The following is a 22,685-nucleotide window of genomic DNA, read 5'->3' as shown; positions in this document are numbered from 1 at the left end:
TTATTTCTATAGCATGGTAAAAGGATTTAGCCTTCATGCAGTTCCCTAAAGCCCCTATAACATTTTCGCAGCAAGTCGACTTACTAAAAGAGCGCGGGCTAGTAATTAATGATAAAGAATCAGCAGCCTTTTATCTTAGCCATATTAATTATTACAGGCTAGGTACTTATTGGTGGTCGTTTATTGAAGATCATCAAAACCATATTTTCAAGCTTGGTACTACGTTTGAGCAAGTGTTAAATCTGTATTCTTTTGATAGAGAGCTAAGGTTGTTACTACTTGATGCCATTGAGCGAATTGAAGTATCTCTGCGAACTCAGTGGGCATATCATTTAGCAAAAAAGCATGGTTCACATGCACATTTAGATCCGACTGCATTTTCTTCTAAATTTAATCATAACGACTTTGTTAGTAATATTTGTGCTGAAATTCAACGAACGTCAGATACAAATATAAAAAAGCAAAATCACAAATATAATGAAGAAACACCCGCTATTTGGATTATTGCTGAAGTAATGAGTTTCGGCTGGCTTTCAAGAAGCTATGATGCAATAGGGCGACGAGCGCTAAAAAATGATATTGCAGATTCATATAAAGTAAAAGAAACAATACTTTCATCTTTTTTACACCACATAACGACGGTGCGTAATATTTGTGCCCATCATAGTCGCTTATACAACCGGGATTTTACATTTACCATGAAGCTGCCAACAAATGGCGACAGTGTTTTACTTAATAGTTTTAGTGATACAACTAAGCAGTTATACAACACACTCGTTATGTGTGCTTATTTTATGGATTTAATTAGCCCTAATCACCATTGGAAACAAAAGTTAGCTAGCTTGATTGAGGTGTATAATATTGACGTAACCGAAATGGGCTTCCCTGAAAATTGGAAAGCGTTACCTATTTGGAATAGCATTAAATAAATTAAGAGCTAATTAAGCCCTCAGTTAACTGTAAAAACCAAAGGCACTAGATTTTTATTATACATCAAAAACTTAGGTTTTTATTACATATCAAATGCCTAGCTTTTTAGTTTATTGCTCATTGAGTTGATTACTTTGTCTAGACCACGGCGAATAGAGTTTAAGAATGCATTTACCATGTTATTAACCGTGGGAGAGTGCATGAGAATAAAGGGCAATAATATTGCCCTTTTTTACGCGCTTAAACTTATTTTTATAAACTATAGCGCTACTAAGCTTTGCTCTAGCATTGTCTTTATTTGTTTTACTATTTTAGCTTCTGTTTCAGGTTCGAACTGTTGTATACGTGGGGTATGAATATGCCCTGTAGGTATACTTGAATTAAGCGCATCGCGCAGGCGAATACTTCGGTACGATATTTCGTTAGACAAGTAACCACCGCCGCCTCCATTTACCGCAATACTATTTTTAAGCTCGCCGTAAGAACCTGCTTTATAGGTTTTTTCAAGCGTGGTGACTTCGTGATTGTCGATAACTTTATAAGGGCCTTTGGCTTGTTGCATGGAATTTACAGGCAAGCTAAATTTTACAAACTCGTTGCCCGGGAGTGGTCGGCCATTAAGCTTTGGTATTACTGGGCTTGTTTGCGTTCCGCCATACACAATATTGGCATTATCGGGGGCGGTTACACTGCGGCGTTTGCCCGGGAAGTGCTCTAAATCAAATTCTGTTCTGCCCATACTTACGGTTACTACCATGTCTACATTATTAAGTGCGTAGTAGGGGGCAAGTAGCGACTCTATTATGCCTTGATCAAAGTCTGCGTAGCGCACAGGCACCATAACGGTGTTAATTTCTGCGCTTATGCCGTTGTAATTAATAACTTGGCCGTCGAGTAATAACGCCGCAACACCTGAAGGATTACTTTGGTTTATGTTTTTATCGAGTAAAAAAGGGTCAAAGCCTGTTAGTAATATTTTTTTAGTACTGCCTGATGAAAAAGTAAGATCGGTACGACCTCTGCTACCTTCCTCAAGTAGGGTTAGTAAAGTATTTAGTTGAGCCTGTGTAATTGAAAATTTAGGTGAAGTTGTGCGTATTACTTTACTTGAAAGCAGGCGCGCCCAGTAAAGCTCTCGGTCGTCGTAGTTATTGGTTTTTATTATGCGTTGTTTGGCGTTTTCCCACAGTTCAAAGCTAAAGCTTTGTACTAATGCTTTTGCACTTTTAAAGTCGTTTAATTCTTTAAATTGTTGCTCAAAACTTGATACTTGTGGGGTGAATGCATTTAAAACATTTGGCATTGCTGATTGTGCTTTGTTGATACGCTGTTCTTCAACAGTTAAAGGATTACTTAAAGCAGCGAATGAAGAGGCAATTAAGCTGGTCGCTAATAATACTTTGATCATAATACTCCTAAGATAAAGCTATTGTTTTATGTGTAATTTACTATCCTACTATTGCTAACTTAGGGCAACCAATTAACGTTGAATCGACTGATATTTGCTTTTGCCGTGCATTAGTATTGTTTAACGGCCAATTAGTATCATCGGCTAATAAAAATCCCTGAGTCAAAAATTGATCTTTATAGGTACTACTTTAAGCTCTAATAAAAGTAAAAAGCCGTTACAGCAATGCAACGGCTTTTCATTATGTTTTTATGCGCTTCGACGATACGAGCGAAAGGCTTTATAGTCCTTTAAAAACCTCGTTTTAATCATCAGGTCCTTTTAAGGTAAACACTAAATGTTTACGCATATCTTTTAAAATCACGCCCTTTTTAAGCATTGTGCCGCTTAAGCGTTTTTGCCACTTTAATAAGTCAGGCTCTGCGGCCGCTAAGGCTTGCTCGTTTTCAAACTGAAAGCACAGCAGTAGTGTACTTGGAAATAAGTGGTATTCCACATCAAACCAGCATTGCAGCATGCCTGGGAGCTCAGCGCGGCCTTGTTCTTCTAATTTTTCAGCAGTATTAAGTACAAGTGCTTGCTGCTTTATTTGCACTGCAGAGAGTTTTTTCATTATTAAAATCCAAGTTAGCGGCTAAAAAATGCAGCCGGAATGCGTGCATTATACGCAAGCTTGTAGGTAAGCAACAACTTTGAAAGGGAGTTAATATTTAATAGAGTATATCTGTTTAAAATCTAGGAGGTCTTGTTGGAAAGCGCCTTTGGCTTTTACAACTTGCGTAGGTCGGATAAGCGGCGCAGCCGTGCCATCCGACATTTTAAATTTAACCACAGAACCCCGGTTTGGATATTAATATGTTTTTTAACTCAATAGTTAAGTAACCTCAAACAAGGTGTTTGCCAGGTTGCTTGCAACAACTAAGGAGTAGCAAGCAAGCCGTCTTAAGAGCCTTACCGTATTACGATTAATACTTATAAGAGGTATCAATCGGGTTGGTTTATTTGGATCGGCGCTTGTCTAGTACATAACGTACGGCCATTCTTGCAACACCCGCACCAATACCTGAGACCACTGCCCATGTAACGGCCTCTTTAAGATCTGTTTCTTCGCTTGGTCTATCTTTTGGGGCTGGTTCGTTGGTAACCTTTTCCCACGATTTTTGTAAAGTTTTCCTTGTTAACATACCTGCAGATGCAGCGGCGAGACCTATACCTATCGTTGTAATTAGCTGTTTATTACTCATAATGTTCTCCTTTTTATAAATAACGGCAGCGTTATTTATGTATAACTCTTTAAGTAAGAATATTAATAACAGCAATTTACGTACCGATATACGCCTGGGTAATAAGCACAGTTATATAAAAAACTCACTCAAAGTTTTACAAATTTAAGCGTAGAGCTTTGAGTGAGATTACGACAAAAGTAAGAGCGTTTAACTGAAAGGTTATTTTACTCACGCTTAGGAGGTTTATTAAGCTTGTGCTTCAGTTCCTAGTAAGGCACCGATATAGGCGAGTTCTTCGCTAAAAATACCATTCAAAAGAGCGTTTTGCTCAATTATTACAGCGTCATTAGGTTGGGCTTTGTATTCTTGCTGGCATCTTGTGAGTTCGGTGGCCAGCCATTGGCAAACATTAGTAGTTAATTTTATTGCTGTTTTTAAAAATAATGACCATTTTATTTTTTGTAAATTAAAGCGGTAAAGCGCGACAGCAATAACACCATAAGCTTGCTGTTCAGGTGTTGGCATGTTGTTAGTATTTATTGAAGTGCTGTTTAAAAGCTTGGTATTGACCATCGCTTGTTGCAGTGCAGCTTGTTGTGATTGACTTAAAAAGTGGTTTTCGTAATCCATGGGCGGCCTATATCTGCTGATAGCAGGGCAATATAAAAAGGAGATTTAGCACAGTATTTTACGATTCATGCGCACCGAAAAATGAACCACAGTGATAACAAAATTAGGCTGACTCTTTACTGAATTAATAAAACACAATTGTAACTGGGTAGGGGAATTGAAGAGGATAAGCGTCTTTGTTTTAACCTTCAAATCGCATGAAAAATAATGCTCTGTTGGTGTTTTTAATTTTATTGGTAAGCACGGTAATAACCATAAACAAGAGAGTGATAAAAACCTCTCTTTATTTCGTAAGGAATTTTGTTTATGTAGATAGGAGTTTTTTACAAAATTTAGCAATTTTTACTCTAATAATAAGAGTGTTAGTACAGGGCTTTGTTTTATCTTATTGATTTTAAATGATAATTTACTTGGTTTGAGTTTTGCTTGGTAGTAAGTGTATTTTCTTAAATAAATAAAGGAGTTATTATGAGTACCGTTATTACTGGGTTATTCGAAAGTGCATCACAAGCAACACTCGCAATTTATAGATTAGAAGCTTTAGGTATTAATGAAGCTGATATTAGTATTGTAGCCAACGACTCATACGCAAAGGAAGATTTTGCTGTAGATGAAGGTACTAAAGCTGCCGAAGGCGGCATTATAGGCGCGGCTTCAGGTGGTATTCTTGCTGCAATTATTGGCGGATTTACTGCCGTAGGGACTGTAGCAACAGGTGGTACGGGCTTATTAGTTGCCGGTCCATTAGTCGCTGCATTTGCTGCTGGTGGCGCAGGCGCTGCAGTTGGTGGTACTTTAGGTGCCGCAGTTGGTGCGTTTATCCCCGAGCACGAAATTAAGTATTATGAAGATGCCATTGAAAAAGGCTCTATATTAATTGGTATTAAGTACGATAGTGACAACAAAAACGCTATTGAAGAAATACTTAACAATGCAGGCGCAAGTAACGTTTCTACAGCGTAATGCTAGCTAATTAGTTTCAAAATTAATATGAAAGGTGAAACTTAGTTTCACCTTTTTTATGCTTTTTTTGATTAGGCATAAAATCTAACTTTAAGTAGCGCTTACAATTAAGTTATTATTTTAAATGTATTAATACCAAGCCCGAGAACACTTTGAATTATTTAGCTCACCTTTATTTAGCACAGCCTACAGCCGATTCTCACTTTGGGAACTTGTTGGGCGACTTTGGTGGTAAAAGGCATGTAGAACACTTACCAAATACGGTTATAAACGGGCTCGATAACCACTATTTAGTCGATAAATTTACCGACTCTCACCCAGTAGTAAAACACGCTAAACAGTACTTTTCACCCAAGCGTAAGCGCTTTGCTGGTGTAGCTATTGATGTGGTGTTTGATCATTTTTTAATTGTGCATTGGCAGCGATTTAGCAAGCAACCTTTAAGTGACTTTAAGTACACCAGCTATCAGCTTTTAAATAATCGCATACCTGTTATGCCAACGCGTATGCAGCATGTTGTAACAAGCATGACTAAAAACGATTGGTTTAAAGAATACGAAACCATAGATGGAATAGGGCTAGCACTTGATAATATTGCCAAGCGTATTCGCTTTACTAACACTTTTGCGGGCGCGGCTGATGACATAGCACGGAATTACGATGAATTAGAAGCCGTATTTTTAGCGTTCTTCCCGGAGCTAATTAAGCATGTAAGTGAGTTTGACCTTGAAAGCACCTTAAAAAATGGCATAAAGCGCATTATTTAAAGTTTTCATCAATTGTTAACCTTTTGTGATAATTTAAGGTGAAAAAAACGCTACTCTAATACAAATTAATTTTTGAGTGTTTTTAATGAATCGCAATTACTTGGTTATTGTGAGCTTTGCTGTTTTAGCGGCATTTCAATCTGGTGCTGTATTGGCTTTCGACTTTGACTTAAAGTCGATACGAACCACTATTTCAAACCCAAATACTAGCCACGCGTTAATATACAATGACCTTGCTGGGAGTAATCAAAAAACACTGTTTTCGTTAGAGCCCATAAACAATCAACGTGTGGGTGTGTTTTTTGATATTAACGACATTGAAATTGGCTACTCTGCCGATATTTTTGAAGATGATGTTGAAACAAAAACACAGGATATACTGCTTTCGTATAGAAAATTTAAAAATTCTAAAATCACATTTAACTATCAAACGCTTGAAGGGCTGCAAAGCACGGCTAGCAATTTAAGCGGCAATCAAACGGATCAAATTTTCTCGCAAAATACACGTTCAACCAAGTTTGAGCTATCTGGCCAACACAACTTCTATACCTTCAATAATAAAGAGTCTTTGTTTGAGCATTTTTTTCTTAATAGGCCAAAGCTAAGCAGCAAATTTGACTTGTCGTTAAGTGTTGTTGGCGCGTGGTCTTTCAAGCATGTATCTCTTGAGAATAAAGATAATATTGTGTTTCAGGCTGATTTTTTAAATTCATCCGCACCACAGGTCACTAAGTTAATTTCTAATTCGTACGGGGCGAGTATTGGCTCGCTTTTATCATTTTCGTTACCGCATAATGTTCACGTATTTGCTGAATACAAAGTAGGTAAGGGAAATATTCGAAATACAGACCCTGGGCTGGGGTTAAAAGATTCGGGCGGTGAAAAAGTAGCGGCATACGGCGGTGGTATTTCTTGGACTTCAAGTAACAAAAAACTCATGGTAGTACTACGTGCGTGGGAGCAAACAGGTAGGCATATAGATACTTCTTTTGGTGACTTGTCAGTAATTAAGTTTTTTTAATATTGAGTGCTGGGGCTCTCACTTGAGTTTTTGCAGAATTTTAGGGATAAGTAATTACACCTGCATGTAATTACTTAATAGTAATGAGTGCTTAGTTAGTCTTTCATTGAGCGCCATGCAAATGTAGATGCTGCAATAACGATCGCAATGGCAATACCTAAGTAGAGTGTTTCTATTGTGCCGCCGAACTCAACTGCGTGCTCTAAAAATAGTATTACCAGTACAACCGAAGTTACTTGTACCAGAGTTATTTTTAAATCATGAAAGTCTTTAATATTAAAAGCAGCAAGAAATTTACTTTCCTCAGGCTTAGATGGTGTTATAAATAGTCGGTACAAGCTAATAGCAATAACTTGTAAGGTAATTCCGATTAGTAGCAAATCAAGAATTTTCAGTAGTTCAACTATTAGGGCTTTACCGGCTTTAGCTGAATCAGGCAGGTCAAATAGCGTTGTTATTACTATATTAGCTACAATATTAATGCATGAAACATAAACGAGTAATGATGATATTGCAGCGGTAATAACGGCGATTACGACCAAAAACCGACTTGTTTGGAATATATTTTCCATGTTGCTCAACTTTATAATTAGACCTGACTTATACGAAACGTAGCTTAAGTTAGATCCCTTACGCACTTTTACTTTTATATTTGCTTTAACATATTGGCTATTTACTTGTTAAGCATAGAAATAACAAATTTAACTGGAATATTATGAGTAAGAATAACGATGTACCTCAGGCTTATGTTAAGCAAGAAGAAGGTTATAGAATAAAAGCCTTAAGATTATACCCTTGGGTATGCGGGCGTTGTGCTCGTGAGTTTGAGTACTCTAATTTACGTGAGTTAACGGTGCACCATGTTGATCATAACCACAGTAATAATCCTGAAGACGGAAGTAACTGGGAGTTATTGTGTATTTATTGCCACGACAATGAGCACAATAAATACCACGAGCATATTATGTATGGCGGGTCGACTACAGATCGCAAAGTTGAGGCTGCAACGCATTCTCCATTTGCCGATTTAAAAGCGATGCTTAATAAATCAAAGTAATATTAGTTAAATTAAGAGCTTAAACCTAAAATTTTATTTATTTAAATGGCATTTTGAGGATGAACGGTTATAAACCGAAGCAACCTCAAAATTAACTTTAAATTGGTTTTATTAAAGCTCTTTTGCTGTTTTGTCTTTTATGTCAAACCAGTTTGAATCGGCTGAAGTAATAAAGCCTGGTACGTCTTTTAGCCATTGTTTTTGAACCGATTTATCAAGATTTAAATAAAGTTTGTTTTCAACAATTTTGAAAGCCTCTGGATCTACGTCAAACTTTTTCTCCATTGATACACCAAACGCACAAAAGCCACCAAATTGTGGTGCGTACTTTTCTGGGTTAGCTCTAAATAAGTCGCGGTGCTTAGCTGAGCTGAACTTATAAATGGCATTTTTATGTGTTGCAGTATATTCAGAGCTGCCTGTTACCGCTTTGTTTTGGGTAAAGTAAGCAACGGTATCGTAACCACTAATTGCAATGTCGTTAACGTCGGCATTTGCGTCTATGTCTGCTGCAAAGCTTAGTGAACTTGCAAGGACTGATGCTGCAAAAAAAGCTGATTTAGTGAGTGTCGAAAATTTCATGTGTATCTCCAAAGGGTAATTTAATTAGTGTGTTTGTTTAAAACTCAACTGTACTTTATCGTTATTGTTTGGTTAATATGCGTCTATTAGTCTGTATTTTCATACCAATAATCCAAAGAGGCGTTTATGGACGTACTTTCGAGTGTACTGAGTCACTTTTCGCTTAATGCCAATGTGTTTTTTAGTGGGAACATGTGCGGTACGAGTGACTTTAGTGACGATCAAGGTGTTGGGCATTTACATTTATTACGCTCAGGTACGTTAAAAGTGCGTAGTAATAGTGGCTTTGAAGTTGTTTTATCTACGCCTTCGGTTATATTTTTTCCTCACTCTACAGGGCACTGTTTATTTTCGGATAAGGGTGACGGTGCTGATTTAGTGTGTGCACAAATTAGCTATCAAAGCGGCGGGCATAGCCCTTTATTGCAGTCGCTGCCTTTTTGCTTAAATTACGAATTAACGGGTGATGGATTATTAACGCAGAGCGCTTTTTGGATTTTTGAAGAGGCATTTAAAGACGCCAGCGGTAAGCATTTAATTATAGATCGCTTATGCGATGTATTTTTAATTAGTGTGCTTCGTAAAGTACTAGAAGAAGGCACAATTAAAAGCGGGATGATGGCAGGGCTTGCCCATCCTCAGTTGGCTAAGGTATTAATAAAAATACATCAAACCCCAGAGCAAAGCTGGTCGCTTAGCGCTATGGCTGAGGAGTGTGGTATGTCGCGTTCTAAATTTGCCGATACGTTTAAGCGAGTAATTGAGCAAACACCAGCTGACTATTTAGCTGATTGGCGTTTATCGGTTGCTAAAAAGCTTATTTTAAAAAATCAAAATATGGATTTAGTGGCTAATCAGGTTGGGTACGAAAATGGCTCTGCACTTGCCCGTGTATTTAGAAAAAAAACAGGGCAAGCGCCAAAAGAGTGGTTATTAAGCCAGCAATAATTTTATTTTTTGTGTGCTAACTACTATTCGTTTTTAATTAGGTAATTTGAATCAAGCGACCAAAAGTTATTTTCGAGTTTTTGCAGCGGTCGTTTTTTAGAGCCTGGCGATGCTTTATGTAATATCAAATTAATGAGATCAGAACTTACCGCCGGATCACTATGAAAGTAATCATGACCTATTAAGCTGCCAGATTTAGGCACTTTAATTAGGCTTACGTTACCTACAGAAGTAAATATGTCTTGCTCGTTTATGTTTACATCTTTTGTGTTTAATCGACCAAAGCTTAAGCTGTTTGTTAGCCACTGTGAAATACCCAATGCGCTATCTTCTTGAGAGGTGTAAATGGTAATTTGTCCAAATGCAGGTCCAAATTGCTCAGCCATGAGTCTTTGTTTAATAATACCAAAATCGAGATCGGGAGCGGCTAAAATTAAGTTTTCAATACGCAGGTCTTCTCGAGGATTTCCGCCACTAGCTCTGTTTTCAATTATAAGCTCTCTAAGAGTTGTGGTTACTACGTCTGTACCACGGCTATGCGCAATAATATGAATGTTTTCTATTTCAGGATTTTTGAAAAGTAGTCGCAAAGTTTCTTTTAAATGAAAAATAGTAAATTGACCAGACTCTTTATCTTCAAAATAGCCGGTTAATCCCTTGGCGGCGGCAGGCCAAGAGTAAACAATAGGTACGCCTTGTCGATTCAAAAAATGCCATATACCGGCAAGGGTAAATACCGATTCGTTAAAGGTATTATTAAAGCCATGCACAAACAAAATAACGTCTTTATTATTACTGTTTTTTAAACGCTGATTAATGTTTTTGTTTAACTGGGTTTCGTGAAAAATCTTTCGTTCTAAAATACCTTCGTCAATTTGGAGTTTGTTTTTTACGCGTCTAAATTTATAAGGCGATAAAGGAAAGCGACCTAATTCATCCGCTTTCTCCATTACGTAAGTCAAATTTGCGGAGCGATTTTTAAGACTACTTTGCTTTAATAACTCACTCCACTGCAAAGATTTATCGCCAAAATTTACTTTTGCTACACCGTACGCAATTGATGGCGAGCGACTTGCGTTATACATAACCCCCTCTTTTTCAGAAACTGCTCGGTCTGTAACATAGAGTAATTCCATACTTGTAGTATGTAGGTTTTTAGGTACTTGGGCTTCTGAATAAGGCGTACTTACATATAAATTGGGTGTAGGCATTAAAGCTGGGTTTGAAGTACAAGCAGATAGCAAAATAATGAGCAAAGGGGCGAAAATATAGGATTTACCGTGAGGGTGAAAAAGCATGCTTATTCCTTATTTTCGGTTTGTAAATTATTTTAAAGAGGTTAAGTATAAAATTAGCATATAAAAAGTAACATATTTATTACCTTTTACACATCACATACTAATTTTATAATTTATTGTTGCGTTAACGAGGATTCAAAATAAAAATACCCGAGCTTATAAGTAGAGAAAGCTGCGGGCATTGTTTTTTGGGAGGCTTATAAAGCTAAATCTTAATCGCCTCAGTAGGCGTTGTTGATAATCCACTAAAATACTTCATTACTAATTGGCCTTGGCTGTTTTTTTCTATTACTAAGTAATTGTTTGAATTAGGGTAGTAAAAGCTATTTTTAGACATGGTAATAAGTTTTGTTTTATCGCCACCAGTGCGCTTTGAATACAAAACGTCATTTTCAAAAATTAGGCTGCGTAAGGTGTTTTCATCAATACGGTAATCACCCAATACGGGCGCTAATTGCTGCTCTGTTACCTCTGCTTTTTTAAACTCGGGTAGTGCAATACCTAGTGCTCTGGCTGTGAATTTTTCGTTGATAAAAATAGGGTTTATGTGGTTTGAATTAGCCAGTACTGCAACATATAGCTTTTGCTCTGGAATATAGCGTGCATGTGCTAAAAAGCCATTTATTCCGCCAGTGTGTTTAATTACGGTGTATTCATTCAAGGGCTTAATAATTAATCCGTAACCATAGGATGAAAAGCTGCCGTCGTTGAGTTTAAAAGGGCTTACCATCTTCTCATAACCTGCTTTACTAATAAGCTTGCCAGACGATAACGCACTAAACCAAATGTTTAAGTCGGTTGGAGTAGATATAAGCGCACCTGCGGCATATGGCCAATCCATATTAATGTAGCTGGTGTTGATAAATCCTTGCTCTGTTTGCTCATAGCCAGATGCGCGATGGGTAACAAGTTCTTGCCCTTCATAACTACTCTGGTTCATTTTTAGCTTTTTAAATATGTGTTGTTCAATAAAGTCTTTGTAAGACTGGCCACTTGCTACTTCAATTATTTTACCAAGCAGTGAATAACCGGTATTTGAATAAGCCATCGCTTCGCCGGGTTTAAACACCATTGGGTGTTTGGCAAATCGCGCTAACGTATTGTCAACGCTGGTGGGTACTTGTATTTCTTTATCAAATAAGTCGTCGTCATCTGTGTAGTTGTCGATGCCTGAGGTGTGGGTTAATAAGTTTTCGATTGTGACGAGGTTGCCCTCTGTTGGAAAGCTTGCAACATACTTATGAATATCATAGGTAACCGCTAGCTTACCTTGCTCTTGCAACATCATAATTGCAGCTGCAGTAAATTGTTTTGAAATAGAACCTAAACGTAAAACGCTTTGCTCATTAAGTGCAATGTTATGTTCAAGGTTGGCAAGCCCGCGCGCTCCTTTAAAAAGTACTTTGCTATTTTTGCTTATAATTACCGATACCCCAGGCTCGTTTTCAGTAAGGTTATCGTTAAGAATTTCCTGATATTGCGAGGCTGTCGGATTTGCTTTTACAAGGCAGGGTGTTAATAGCGAGAGGGCTAACAAACAGCTAGCGTAAAATGGCTTAATCATATTCATCCTTTTTAGTTTTTATACCAAACCTGTAGATAGGCTTAGCGATCCCTGTGCTTCATTTAAGCGGTTATTTACTTTAATTTATAAGTATTATTTTTAGTTTATAGCCAGTTAATATTGCACAGCTAAAAAGTAAACTCAACGCTTCGCTTTAGTTACCCATATACATTCAAACTTTTTGTTAAATCAATAAACGCGCATAACCTTGGTGGCATATGCCGCTTAGTTAAATAGTTTAAGTAATTAGGCACTCCTCCCATTTTATATATATTAAGTAGCTACTATGATTTCAGCCGCTTGGATAAAAACAAGGTTGTTACATCAGCTACTTTAATAAGTGACAGTTTATCTGCATGGCTCCATGAAATTTTTGAGCCAACACTTTCACAACAAATAACACCTAGTGGCTTGTTATCAATAAAGTAGATGTAATTAAGCAAGGAGTAAATGTTTGATGGTTCAAAATAAACTTTGGTAAAGTTTTTAGTGATTTCGTGGTTTCTCGCATCTGATGCGTCTAATACTTTATGATCTAAAATATAGTCAAAGTATGCAGGAAAGTCTTCAGCTTTTAAAACTGCATTACTTACTATTTCATTTTTTTCATCAAGGCAAATTAAGCTATTAATGGCAGTATAGTCGTGATTAAACAACCAGAGACTGACTCTGTCGGCATTTGGAATTAACTTTTTTAGCTCATTGCATATCTGTTTTAGCTTACGTTCACTCGTAATGTTTGGGTTACTAACTTTAACTGCTAAATTTTTGAGATTTGAGTTTTTTGGATTATAGACATTGAGCAAGCTATTTAAATGCTCTTTATTAAATGGCTTCGTTAAATAGCCATCCATACCAATATCTAAATAGTGTTCAATATCTTGTTTCATGGTGTTGGCTGTCATGGCAATAATTGGCGTTGTTTTACCTGTTTGTTGCGCTCTAATTATTTTAGTGGCTTGCACTCCATCCATCACTGGCATTTGAATGTCCATAAAAATCAAATCAACATGGTTGGCAAAAAAGTAATCAACGCATTCTTTGCCATTTTCGGTAAATATTACTTTCGCATTATGGGCTTGTAGCATTTTACTTACGACAACTTGATTTACTTTATTGTCTTCGGCAACCAAAATAGTACACCCTTGTAAATCGGTTATTTCTTTATTTGGTTTTAATAATTCATCGAGTTCTGATGTTTCAAAGCTTTGTTGGTAAGTAAATACAGAACCTTTATCTTCTTTACTCGTGAAGTTGATTTTGCCATTCATTAAATCACTTAGCTTGGTGCAAATGGAGAGGCCAAGGCCCGTGCCCCCGTACTTTCTAGATGTAGATGAATCAGCCTGATGAAACTCTTTAAATAAATTTTGCTGTGCAGCTTTACTAATACCAATACCTGTATCGATTATTTCAAATACAATATTTTGCGTGTTTAAGGAGTTCTCTTTTACAGTGATTTTAAACTCTACCTGGCCTTGTTGTGTAAATTTAATCGCATTTGAGCATAAGTTATTTAAAATTTGTGAAATTCTGACAGGATCGCCTTTTAAGGTTGTAGCGATATTTTTATCTATAGATGGAATAAATTTTATTCCTTTATCTGTGGCTTGTTTCATTAGTGGATTAATTACATTGTTAATGACTTCGCTCAGGTTAAAGTTAATATTCTCAATATTTAATTTACCCGCTTCAATTTTTGAAAAGTCTAAAATGTCATTTACAATATTTGAGAGTATATTCGCGGAGCTTAAAATACTTTTTAAGGCGTTATCTTTTTCTATATTTGAAGTCTCTGCCAGTCCAAACTCAGCTAAATTTAAAATGCCATGCAGCGGAGTTCTTAGCTCGTGCGACATATTTGCTAAAAATCGACCTTTTAGAGTGTTAGCTGTATCAGCTTCTTTTTTTAGTTCTTCAAGATTTTTATTATGTATTTGTTGTTGTTTTAATGCAGTGGCCAGCTTTCTGTTGTTTAACCTGAGCTCAAGTTGTGCGATAACTTCTTTGCCAAGTATTTTCAGTGCGTTAATTTGTGTTTGAGTTAGCTTTTTTGGCTGGTCGCTGATAACACATAATGTACCAATTGTGCTGCCACTAGGTGTAACTAGCGGTGTGCCCGCATAAAACCGAATGTTTGGATCGCTGGTTACTAGAGGGTTATCATAAAAACGTTCATCAAGTAGAGCGTTTTGTATTTCAAATACTTGGTCTTGCAGTATTGTATGAGAGCAAAATGCGATATCTCTTTCGGTGGAGTCTACATCGATACCATACTTTGATTTAAACCACTGCCTTTGTGGATCAACTAAGCTTATAAGTGATATGGGGGCTTCACAAATATCAGAAGCAAGTTGAGTTAAATCATCAAATACTTTTTCGGCTTCAGTATCTAATATTTCATACTCATACAGGGCTTTTAATCTAGATTCTTCGTCTACTGGTATTTGTGCTTTTATCATAGTATTGCTCAATATTTATATAGATTCACTATAAGAGTAATTTAGTGATAATGACAACTTTAACATGTAAATCAGGCTAATAAATAGATTCTGTATTTTGTTACTCTCTTATTATTTTTTTGAAGTGTTTTTTATAAAACCAGCGAAAGTAAAAAGGATCTTTCCATACTGAACACTCTCAGTAATTAACATCGGAATTAATAGGGATTAAACTAGTCTATAGTTTTACATCATCTGTAAATTTTGAAACTCAGCAGCTCTGCTGGTGGGCAAATTCTGCAACCTTGTGAATCATAAATTTCTAAAAGCATGTGATGGCTCGAAAAGGCTGATATTTTCCTTGGCATAAGTGATATTCACTAATGAAATATCACGAAATACTCACAATTGAATCACGTTTTAACTGTATATTTTACCTGGTTAAAACTTAATTTGAACACCCGCTCAAGTTGTGCTTTAATCGTTGCTCAATTATTGAGGAACTTTACATGATTAAATTTTATTTTCACCATACTCCTAACCCAATGAAGGTTGCACTCTTTTTAGAAGAAACAGGCTTACCGTTTGAACTTGTTCCTCTTGATACTTTAAAAGGTGAGCAACATACACCTGAATTTAAAGCAATTAATCCAAATGCTAAAGCACCTGCAATAGTTGATGGTGAAACTCGTGTATTCGATTCGAATGCTATTTTAATGTACCTGTCTGAAAAATATGGAAAGCTAGAAGGCAAGGGCGATGACCGCGCTGAAATGCTGTCGTGGTTAATGTTTATCGCATCTGGTTTAGGTCCGTATTCAGGGCAAAGTGTACACTTTAGTCACATGGCGCCAGAAGGGCTTGATTACGCGGTTAATCGTTATTTACGTGAAGCGCAGCGCCATTACGAAGTACTTGATACTCACCTTGAAGGTCGTGACTTTATTGTGGGTGACACGTATACCATTGCTGATGTATCTGCATGGGGCTGGATTGATAAAGCACCGGTTGTATTAGGTGAAGAGGGCTTAGCACCGTATCCAAATCTTAAGCGTTGGTTTGAAAGCATTGATAGCCGCCCAGCGGTTGCACGTGCACGCGTAATTGGTACTGATGTAGCCTTTAAAAAAGAGTTTGATGAAGACGCTAAAAAAGCGTTTTTCCCTTCAAATTACCCTAAAGTATAAAAAGTACTTAATTCTAAACAGCAGATCAGCTAGCTGATCTGCTGTTTAGTATTTCATGGCTGTGTTAGCACCTCTTTATTTTCATCTGCCACGAATAAATTAACTTCCTCTGTGTGCTGGCTTACGCTATTTCTTTTTAGGGCGATGTATAGGTCTGAGTGAATATATATACCTTCTTTTCCCGACTTCATTCCTGCAATTTCAAACCACGAAAGTAGTTGGCGTTTTCTACCTGCAAGTTCAAGCCTTATATCGCGCTTTTTAAATATAACATCTAGATCGGCAAGCATTGCCATTACGCTTAAATCTAAGTGAGTAAAGCAGGGCACAGCGTCAATTATTACACAGCGGGTGTCGTCTTTTTGCCTTGCGTATTGCTCAAGTAATCTGCGTTTAAAGTAGCTGGCATTAAAGTAAGTTAAAGGTGAATTAAAGCGGTAGATAAACACGCCTTGCACTGCTTTTGCTTTATCTGTGGCGTCTAAACTTCTTACTACACCGTTAACATCTACGCCGAGTATATTGTCGGTTGGGCGCATTACAGTGCGAATAAACTGAAATAACCCCAGTAATACAGCAAGTGTGATCCCTGGTATAACGCCAATAAATAACACCGCAAGTAAGGTGGCTGAGGCGAGATAAAATGCCTGTTTGTCTTTTCGTTTTAGTTGCCAAACAGCTTTTAAATCGAGTAAATGAACAGAGGCAATAATAAGTACAACACCTAGCGCTGCGCTTGGAATAAATTCAAGTGGCGCTGTTAAAAATACGGCTATGACCGCAATAATGGCCGCTGCTATTATTGATACTAACTGCGTTTTACCACCCGTTGCATCGTTAACAGCGGTGCGTGAGTCGGCGCCACTGACTGCAAAACCTTGCGAAAGAGCTGACGCTATATTGGCAATACCTAGCGCTCTAAATTCTTTATCGGCGTCTATGTCGTAGCCATTTTTAGCGGCAAAGCTGCGCGCAGTTAGCATCATACTAACAAAACTCACGATGGCTAAGTTAAGTGCGGGTACCACTAGCTCACGAATAATCCCTAAATCAAAAACAGGGGTATTAAAAACTGGAAGCCCGCCAGTTACGGTGCCAATAGTTTTTATATCAAGTTGTTTTAAATCAAAAATCCATACTAAAATCGCACCAAATGCAATGGCAAACATTGATGCAGGCCACGTGGATTTTATGCGTTTCATGGCAAAGTAAACCGCCAATGTGAACAAGGCCATTAACAAGGTGGGAACATGTGTTTGCGCTAGGTATGTGGGTACACCACCTAGGCGTTCAAGTAGGTAGCGCTCGTCAAAGGTAAAACCGAATACTTTAGAAAATTGACCAACAATAATAGTGATGGCTACGCCATTTAATAAGCCCATTAAAATAGGTTTAGATAAAAAGTCTGCTAATACGCCTAGCTTAAATTTACTAGCTATAAAACACCAAAGGCCGGTCATAGCGGTCATGGTGACAACAAGTTGCCAATGTTTAAAGCTGTCACCTGCAGCAAGAGGGGTTACTACTGCTGCAATAACGGCGCAGGTGGCGGCATCAGGGCCGACTATTAATTGTTTAGAAGTGCCAAAAAGAGCATATAGCATCATTGGCAGTATGCAAGAATATAACCCTACGGCGGCGTTAACACCGGTTAGTTGTGCGTAAGCAATAGCAACAGGTAAAGCTACGGCAGCTACCGATAGCGCCGCTCTTACATCATCAGCAAACCATTGTCGCTCGTAGTGCAGCAATGTATCTAAACCCGGCATAAAATTATATAAACGCGACAGCACTTCAGTATCCTTGCTAATAGTTACAACGTTTTGATAGTAAATTTAATATTCAAATAAGTATAGCTAGGAGGGCGGTTATTTTAATAAATTGCAGGTGATAATTAATCAAGGTATTAAATTTATAATTTGGTAGAAAATTGAATTATAAAAGTTAATTCACCTGAGGTGTCTTTTAGTCAGCCTATGTGCATAGTATTAATGTACTGATATTGAACACCTCAGGAAATCACTAAATCTAGTTTTTAAATTTTTTAAGATTATTTAGCACCACATGCTGGATATAACTCAAGTACTTCTGTTACTACTTGTCCAAATAAAGCTTGTTCTTGCTGTGTTAAATCTATAGCAGGAATAAATGGCATTGTGTCTGTTAATTCCGAGGTAATGATTTGATAAAAGGTCATCGCTGTAAGGACATTGCCAGCATAGGATGCGTGATTACCGTCGGCACTATGAAGGTTTATACTAGGCATTATTTCTAATACTCGATTCCATACAAAGCCAACAGGCGCTATGCAGCTAGGTTGTTTTTTACTGATTGATAAATGGAGGTCGTAAACCTGCTTTGCTTCTGCGGGATCTCCTTTTTGAGGATGCTCTGGAAATAAAATTGGTGTAATTTTATGCTCTTTTGCGTTCGAGATTAATCGCTCCGTTGCACTTGTAGGGTAGTCAGTCGAACCTGATTGTGAGTACTTTTGTCCTTGAAAAATAGCATGACTCCAGTTATCACTTTTTAATTTATCGACATTCGTATCTACTGCGACTATTTCATCTAAAAATCGGCCACTGACAGTCATCGTTTTAACTGAAGTATTAGGTAGTTGAGCTGTAATAATCGTGTTTAACAACCCCCCTAACTGTGAACTATGGCTATTACCATAGATAATTATTTTGTATTCATTTAAGGGGCTGTTATTAATGATTGCTGTTGTTTTTATTATTTCAGTATTTACAGCCACTTTTGTTTTACTTCCCCCAGATCCGCATGCTGTTAATAATAGTAATGATAATGTGATTGATATTGTTGTTATATATTTTAGAGACATTGTTAATCCTTTTTCGTACCAATTATGAGTACGGCTTTAGAATACTAGACACTTTATAACCAGGCTGCAAGGTTGCTTGGTTTTTGGTGGGATTTTTATGGTGCTTAGTTTGTGCGCTAAAGGTGAAGTGCAGGAGGTTGATATTGTTTACGCGGTATCTAAATTTTAGTTTGGAGTACTATTCAGTGATAATTTTATTGCTTTAAATAAATATTCAGTTATAAAAATTGTGCTGTGTTTTAACACAAGTGTCACTTTTTTATAGACGTAAAAAAGCCTGCATAAAAGCAGGCTTTAGTTTCTAGGGCGTGTTTGCCTTTGTGGATTGAAATTTGTTCAATCTAGGGGCGATTAAATCGCGGCGCGAGGTTTGTAACCTAGTGGGCTCGATAACTGCTCCTGCGTTATTCTAATGGCTTACATCCCTGTAAGAATAAGTAAAAACCGAGCAACAAAGAGTTAATCGTCCCTAGAAAGAACCCAAAGGGCAGCGCATGTTTGGTCTTTATGCTGCGTTATCGCCTATTTATGGGGAATAACCACACTACATAGGCTCTGCCTTGCCTAAAAAACAAACATACTGCTGCAAATTCAACCACCAAAGAACAACACGCCCTAGGGAAAATTAAAATTTAGCGCGAATACCAAAGCTGTAACGGCGATCCGCTTCAGTGTACTTCCAAGCACCACCTAGTTCAGATAGGTAGATTGAAGGCTCACCCGTTAAGTTGGTCGCATTACCTACTAGCGTAATGTTTTCGTTAATATCCCAGCTTGCAGAGAAATCTAACTGGCCTCTGTCGTCACGGTAGTTATTACCGTAAACAGTGCCTTCTGCTGAAATACTGCCGTCTGAGTTAATATTTTCTACGCGTTTTTCGTTTTCTGTATCTAAGAAACTGTCACGGTAGTTATAAGCGATACGAGTAGAGAACCCTTCGTATTCCCAAAATACTTGTAAGTTGTACGTATTTTTAGAAATATCTAATAATGGGTTGCCGTTTGGTTGTTCGCTGTCTGCATACGTGTAGTTTGCATTAACACCTAAGCCAGAAAATGCACCCGGTAAGCTTGTGAAGAACTGTTGGTAACCAACTTCAAAACCTTGTACTGAGCCGTTTTCACCGTTTACATTTTTAACTGTATCAATACCCGTTAGTCCTGCGTCACGCAAGCCTGCAACATGGTTAAAGCCATCTATATCTACAGGGTAGTCAGTCGCATCTGAGTAAACTAGGTTGTCTTGAGATACACCTGCAACGTCAAGCTGACATACTTGGTTCCACTGAGTTACGTTTTGACCTGTTGAAGTGCTTGATGCTGCTACACAGCTACTTTCGTTACTTAAGAAAGACTCAACATCTTTATAAAATACTGCGAAAGATAGTACGTTACCTTCATCAAAGTAATGCTCTACAGATAAGTCGTATTGCGTTGCACGGTATGGTTCTAAATCAATAGAGCCTTGCGTTGCACCTGTAATGTCGTTATTAACGTCAAATGCAGGGCTTAGCTCGCTAAAGTCAGCGCGGCGCATAACTTTTGCAGCAGCAAAGCGGAATAATGTTTCGTCTGAGTAGTTATACGTAACGTTTAAGCTTGGTAAAAAGTCGCTGTAGTCATTGTCACCAGTTACTTTTTCGCCATTAAGAAATACGCTTGATTCTAAATCTGTAGTCACATAACGACCACCCACAATCGCAGTGATGTCATCAAAGTCTAAGTACGCTGATATGTACACAGCAGCTGTATCTTCAACTACGTTACGGTATGCGCTTTCTTGGAACTCTTGGTTATCTGAAAGACTCCCCGTTGACGCTAGGTTAGTACCTGCAAGTAACTGCTGAAGTTGAGCGTAAGTATTTGCAGGGTTAGATAAACCGTTGTAGCTTAAAAACGTTAGTAGGTCATTTTGTCCCGAATGACCTAATTGGTCAAAAGAGTTGTCGTGGCTAACTGTTGTGAAGCTATTTGAAAAAGCAGCGTTGTAGTCATCAACCCATAAAGTAGCTAATGAACCATCTGAGTCGTTAAATGCATTTTTGTAAATGTCTTTAATTTCTACTTTGTATTGCTCATATTCGTAATCGCGGTTAGTAACACGTACACCTGCTTTTACTTTAGATACCCAGCTTAAGCTGCTGAGAGGTTCAAACATTTCAACGTCAAAACGAATAGCTGTTTCGTCATTGTCTGTTCTTCTATCTTCACTTTTGAACGTACGTAGTGCTAAGTTTTGTGGGTCAGTAAATGCATTTGGATCTGAATGAATGATGCTTGGTAATTTATTACCGTCTTGAGAAAATGCACCATCATATAAATGATTTGTTAGCTGAGTTCCGCCACTTGCTTCAAATGTTGATTTTTCGATTGGGCGAAGTGTAAATTCAGAATCAGGTCTTACGCTTTCTGATGATGCTACTGCAATTTCACCAGAGATTTTTATACTGTCAGTAAGGTTCCACTCTGCACCAAGTGCATTTGAAAACGAGTCAGTTTCACGAAAGTCACTGTATGTTTTAGGGATACCAAATTCGTTTGTTAGCGTGTAATTATTTACGCCGTTAGCATCTTGAGTTGTATTTGCATCTGTTGATAACGAACCCGCAACACCTAATATAGAGTTACCACTTTGCTCACCAGAGCGTTTAGTGCCACTTAAATCTAGATACACCATGCCATTACCAGATTGCGGTGCCCATTGAAGTGATAAATTTACAGCAGTACGTTTACGTTGTTCTACATATTGTTCAACACTGTGCTCGTCTCGTACGATAGCGTTGCCACTTGGTGTATTACCTTCTTGGCCATTAATATCAATGTCTTGAGGTTTAACACGGCTAGACGTTTCATCTTGACGAATTTCACGATCTTGATACGAAAACATAGCAATGGCACCAAAGGTACCCATTTCGTCAAAGTCCCAGTTGTTACCAAGTGAACCACTAAAAATAGGCGCTACTTTTTCTGTTTTATCTGCGTATTCACCATCTAATGAAACTGCGCCAGTGAGTTTATCTAACTCTAATGGGCGAACTGTTTTTAAGCTAACTGTTCCGCCTAATGCACCTTCAATCATATCGGCAGTAGGAGACTTAACTACTTCTACTGTTTTTAAGAAGCTTGATGGGTAATCTTGTAAGCTAATACCGTCACGAGAGTCGCCAATAGTAGAGCGACCGTTTAATTCAACACGGTTTTGAGGTAAGCCACGAATCGAAACACTGTCACCCACACCAAAATCGGTATTAATAGATACACCTGTAATACGTTGCAGTGCTTCTGCAATATTATTATCAGGTAACTTACCAATGTCTTCAGCAACAATCGCATCTACAATACGTCCGTCAGTACGCTTAAGCATAGCGGCGGCTTTCATACTACCTAGCATGCCTTTTACTTCAATAACTTCAATATCTGCAGCTGCCGTTTCTGAAGCTGCCGGAGCCTCTTGCGCTGCAATAGTAGAAGAAGCCATTAATAAAAGGGCTGCTGCACTGATTGTTGTAGAGCTACTTCTTTTATGTTTATTAATTAATGTTGAAGTAATTTGATTGAGTTTCATGTATCTCTCCCGTTTGGGTACGACTTACGTCATTGTGTGTGTTGTTACTTGGTTTGGTTAACCAATTTAACTGCTGTTTCCCTGTAGCGTGTCATACAGGTGGTGTGGTTGAAATTAGTCCAATTCAGCTTTTATTACAACCTTTGTTTACCAAAAATTCACAAAGTGTATTACAAAGTGCTCTTTTGTTTTGCTTATATTTAATAAATTTAACGGCTTATGATGTGTTTTTATTTTTTATATTTTGAATGAATTT

General features: G+C 37.7%; 19 protein-coding genes. 7 read left to right on the top strand and 12 right to left on the bottom strand.

Features of this window, described 5'->3' with window-relative positions:
- Window positions 1-35 precede the first annotated feature (35 nt).
- The gene (locus CXF76_RS08110) at window positions 36-929 is read left to right on the top strand and encodes an Abi family protein (protein WP_101163403.1); all 894 of its coding nucleotides are present in this window, start codon (window positions 36-38) and stop codon (window positions 927-929) included.
- Window positions 930-1,189: 260 nt separating this feature from the next.
- Here the strand turns inward: CXF76_RS08110 and CXF76_RS08105 are convergent, their stop codons facing one another.
- The 4 genes from CXF76_RS08105 to CXF76_RS08090 all read right to left on the bottom strand — a co-directional run bounded on the left by CXF76_RS08105 (window position 1,190) and on the right by CXF76_RS08090 (window position 4,194).
- A complete protein-coding gene (locus CXF76_RS08105; RefSeq protein ID WP_101163402.1) occupies window positions 1,190-2,338 on the bottom strand; it encodes a hypothetical protein in 1,149 nt (382 codons plus the stop codon).
- Between the two features lie 304 nt (window positions 2,339-2,642).
- The gene (locus CXF76_RS08100) at window positions 2,643-2,951 is read right to left on the bottom strand and encodes a hypothetical protein (protein WP_024590236.1); all 309 of its coding nucleotides are present in this window, start codon (window positions 2,949-2,951) and stop codon (window positions 2,643-2,645) included.
- Window positions 2,952-3,336: 385 nt separating this feature from the next.
- Window positions 3,337-3,582 (bottom strand): DUF4235 domain-containing protein, encoded by a 246-nt coding sequence (locus CXF76_RS08095; RefSeq protein WP_002958040.1) that lies wholly within the window; start codon window positions 3,580-3,582, stop codon window positions 3,337-3,339.
- Window positions 3,583-3,810: 228 nt separating this feature from the next.
- Window positions 3,811-4,194 carry a hypothetical protein gene (locus CXF76_RS08090; RefSeq protein ID WP_101163401.1) on the bottom strand — a complete coding sequence of 128 codons (384 nt, stop codon included), beginning with the start codon at window positions 4,192-4,194 and terminating at the stop codon, window positions 3,811-3,813.
- Between the two features lie 468 nt (window positions 4,195-4,662).
- On the opposite strand from CXF76_RS08090, the gene CXF76_RS08085 reads away from it, so the two are divergent.
- The 3 genes from CXF76_RS08085 to CXF76_RS08075 all read left to right on the top strand — a co-directional run bounded on the left by CXF76_RS08085 (window position 4,663) and on the right by CXF76_RS08075 (window position 6,945).
- Complete coding sequence (locus tag CXF76_RS08085; RefSeq protein ID WP_007378461.1) at window positions 4,663-5,157, top strand: hypothetical protein; 495 nt, start codon at window positions 4,663-4,665, stop codon at window positions 5,155-5,157.
- 152 nt (window positions 5,158-5,309) lie between these two features.
- Window positions 5,310-5,924 carry an acyl carrier protein phosphodiesterase gene (locus tag CXF76_RS08080; protein WP_101163400.1) on the top strand — a complete coding sequence of 205 codons (615 nt, stop codon included), beginning with the start codon at window positions 5,310-5,312 and terminating at the stop codon, window positions 5,922-5,924.
- Window positions 5,925-6,009: 85 nt separating this feature from the next.
- Complete coding sequence (locus tag CXF76_RS08075) at window positions 6,010-6,945, top strand: hypothetical protein (protein ID WP_101163399.1); 936 nt, start codon at window positions 6,010-6,012, stop codon at window positions 6,943-6,945.
- Window positions 6,946-7,040: 95 nt separating this feature from the next.
- Here CXF76_RS08075 and CXF76_RS08070 read toward each other — a convergent pair whose 3' ends face one another.
- Entirely contained in the window at window positions 7,041-7,517 is a 477-nt protein-coding gene (locus tag CXF76_RS08070) for a YqhA family protein (protein WP_007581432.1), read from the bottom strand.
- Between the two features lie 143 nt (window positions 7,518-7,660).
- Between CXF76_RS08070 and CXF76_RS08065 the strand changes: the two genes are divergently transcribed.
- Window positions 7,661-8,002 (top strand): YajD family HNH nuclease, encoded by a 342-nt coding sequence (locus CXF76_RS08065; RefSeq protein ID WP_007581433.1) that lies wholly within the window; start codon window positions 7,661-7,663, stop codon window positions 8,000-8,002.
- 111 nt (window positions 8,003-8,113) lie between these two features.
- Here the strand turns inward: CXF76_RS08065 and CXF76_RS08060 are convergent, their stop codons facing one another.
- Window positions 8,114-8,584 carry a YHS domain-containing (seleno)protein gene (locus CXF76_RS08060; RefSeq protein ID WP_008165251.1) on the bottom strand — a complete coding sequence of 157 codons (471 nt, stop codon included), beginning with the start codon at window positions 8,582-8,584 and terminating at the stop codon, window positions 8,114-8,116.
- A 126-nt stretch (window positions 8,585-8,710) separates the two neighbouring features.
- On the opposite strand from CXF76_RS08060, the gene CXF76_RS08055 reads away from it, so the two are divergent.
- A complete protein-coding gene (locus CXF76_RS08055; RefSeq protein WP_101163398.1) occupies window positions 8,711-9,532 on the top strand; it encodes an AraC family transcriptional regulator in 822 nt (273 codons plus the stop codon).
- A 23-nt stretch (window positions 9,533-9,555) separates the two neighbouring features.
- Here CXF76_RS08055 and CXF76_RS08050 read toward each other — a convergent pair whose 3' ends face one another.
- The 3 genes from CXF76_RS08050 to CXF76_RS08040 form a co-directional block, all read right to left on the bottom strand.
- Window positions 9,556-10,830 (bottom strand): alpha/beta hydrolase, encoded by a 1,275-nt coding sequence (locus CXF76_RS08050; protein WP_101163397.1) that lies wholly within the window; start codon window positions 10,828-10,830, stop codon window positions 9,556-9,558.
- A 205-nt stretch (window positions 10,831-11,035) separates the two neighbouring features.
- Window positions 11,036-12,394 (bottom strand): serine hydrolase domain-containing protein, encoded by a 1,359-nt coding sequence (locus CXF76_RS08045; RefSeq protein WP_101163396.1) that lies wholly within the window; start codon window positions 12,392-12,394, stop codon window positions 11,036-11,038.
- A gap of 284 nt (window positions 12,395-12,678) precedes the next feature.
- Complete coding sequence (locus tag CXF76_RS08040) at window positions 12,679-14,856, bottom strand: GAF domain-containing hybrid sensor histidine kinase/response regulator (RefSeq protein WP_101163395.1); 2,178 nt, start codon at window positions 14,854-14,856, stop codon at window positions 12,679-12,681.
- 488 nt (window positions 14,857-15,344) lie between these two features.
- On the opposite strand from CXF76_RS08040, the gene CXF76_RS08035 reads away from it, so the two are divergent.
- Window positions 15,345-16,022 (top strand): glutathione S-transferase family protein, encoded by a 678-nt coding sequence (locus CXF76_RS08035; protein WP_101163394.1) that lies wholly within the window; start codon window positions 15,345-15,347, stop codon window positions 16,020-16,022.
- Between the two features lie 53 nt (window positions 16,023-16,075).
- Here the strand turns inward: CXF76_RS08035 and CXF76_RS08030 are convergent, their stop codons facing one another.
- From CXF76_RS08030 to CXF76_RS08020, 3 genes are all read right to left on the bottom strand, one after another.
- On the bottom strand, window positions 16,076-17,815 hold the full coding sequence (locus CXF76_RS08030) for a SulP family inorganic anion transporter (protein ID WP_101163393.1): 1,740 nt from the start codon (window positions 17,813-17,815) through the stop codon (window positions 16,076-16,078).
- Between the two features lie 257 nt (window positions 17,816-18,072).
- Window positions 18,073-18,864, bottom strand: coding sequence for a hypothetical protein (locus CXF76_RS08025; RefSeq protein ID WP_033026419.1), 792 nt, complete (start codon window positions 18,862-18,864; stop codon window positions 18,073-18,075).
- A 625-nt stretch (window positions 18,865-19,489) separates the two neighbouring features.
- Window positions 19,490-22,429 carry a TonB-dependent receptor gene (locus CXF76_RS08020; protein WP_101163392.1) on the bottom strand — a complete coding sequence of 980 codons (2,940 nt, stop codon included), beginning with the start codon at window positions 22,427-22,429 and terminating at the stop codon, window positions 19,490-19,492.
- Window positions 22,430-22,685 lie beyond the last annotated feature (256 nt).

It is taken from the genome of Pseudoalteromonas sp. 78C3, from assembly GCF_002836695.1.
Taxonomy (GTDB): domain Bacteria; phylum Pseudomonadota; class Gammaproteobacteria; order Enterobacterales; family Alteromonadaceae; genus Pseudoalteromonas; species Pseudoalteromonas arctica.
Note: the sequence above shows the minus strand (reverse complement) of the source record. Positions and strands in the feature narration are given on the sequence as shown.

What these genes read in the sequence shown, in the direction of transcription:
- CXF76_RS08110 (WP_101163403.1), top strand. Translation starts at nt 36, where the DNA reads ATGCAGTTCCCTAAAGCCCCTATAACATTTTCGCAGCAAGTCGACTTA.
- CXF76_RS08050 (WP_101163397.1), bottom strand. Translation starts at nt 10,830, where the DNA reads ATGCTTTTTCACCCTCACGGTAAATCCTATATTTTCGCCCCTTTGCTC.
- CXF76_RS08075 (WP_101163399.1), top strand. Translation starts at nt 6,010, where the DNA reads ATGAATCGCAATTACTTGGTTATTGTGAGCTTTGCTGTTTTAGCGGCA.
- CXF76_RS08070 (WP_007581432.1), bottom strand. Translation starts at nt 7,517, where the DNA reads ATGGAAAATATATTCCAAACAAGTCGGTTTTTGGTCGTAATCGCCGTT.
- CXF76_RS08025 (WP_033026419.1), bottom strand. Translation starts at nt 18,864, where the DNA reads ATGTCTCTAAAATATATAACAACAATATCAATCACATTATCATTACTA.
- CXF76_RS08105 (WP_101163402.1), bottom strand. Translation starts at nt 2,338, where the DNA reads ATGATCAAAGTATTATTAGCGACCAGCTTAATTGCCTCTTCATTCGCT.
- CXF76_RS08045 (WP_101163396.1), bottom strand. Translation starts at nt 12,394, where the DNA reads ATGATTAAGCCATTTTACGCTAGCTGTTTGTTAGCCCTCTCGCTATTA.
- CXF76_RS08100 (WP_024590236.1), bottom strand. Translation starts at nt 2,951, where the DNA reads ATGAAAAAACTCTCTGCAGTGCAAATAAAGCAGCAAGCACTTGTACTT.
- CXF76_RS08085 (WP_007378461.1), top strand. Translation starts at nt 4,663, where the DNA reads ATGAGTACCGTTATTACTGGGTTATTCGAAAGTGCATCACAAGCAACA.
- CXF76_RS08020 (WP_101163392.1), bottom strand. Translation starts at nt 22,429, where the DNA reads ATGAAACTCAATCAAATTACTTCAACATTAATTAATAAACATAAAAGA.
- CXF76_RS08035 (WP_101163394.1), top strand. Translation starts at nt 15,345, where the DNA reads ATGATTAAATTTTATTTTCACCATACTCCTAACCCAATGAAGGTTGCA.
- CXF76_RS08060 (WP_008165251.1), bottom strand. Translation starts at nt 8,584, where the DNA reads ATGAAATTTTCGACACTCACTAAATCAGCTTTTTTTGCAGCATCAGTC.
- CXF76_RS08040 (WP_101163395.1), bottom strand. Translation starts at nt 14,856, where the DNA reads ATGATAAAAGCACAAATACCAGTAGACGAAGAATCTAGATTAAAAGCC.
- CXF76_RS08095 (WP_002958040.1), bottom strand. Translation starts at nt 3,582, where the DNA reads ATGAGTAATAAACAGCTAATTACAACGATAGGTATAGGTCTCGCCGCT.
- CXF76_RS08090 (WP_101163401.1), bottom strand. Translation starts at nt 4,194, where the DNA reads ATGGATTACGAAAACCACTTTTTAAGTCAATCACAACAAGCTGCACTG.
- CXF76_RS08065 (WP_007581433.1), top strand. Translation starts at nt 7,661, where the DNA reads ATGAGTAAGAATAACGATGTACCTCAGGCTTATGTTAAGCAAGAAGAA.
- CXF76_RS08055 (WP_101163398.1), top strand. Translation starts at nt 8,711, where the DNA reads ATGGACGTACTTTCGAGTGTACTGAGTCACTTTTCGCTTAATGCCAAT.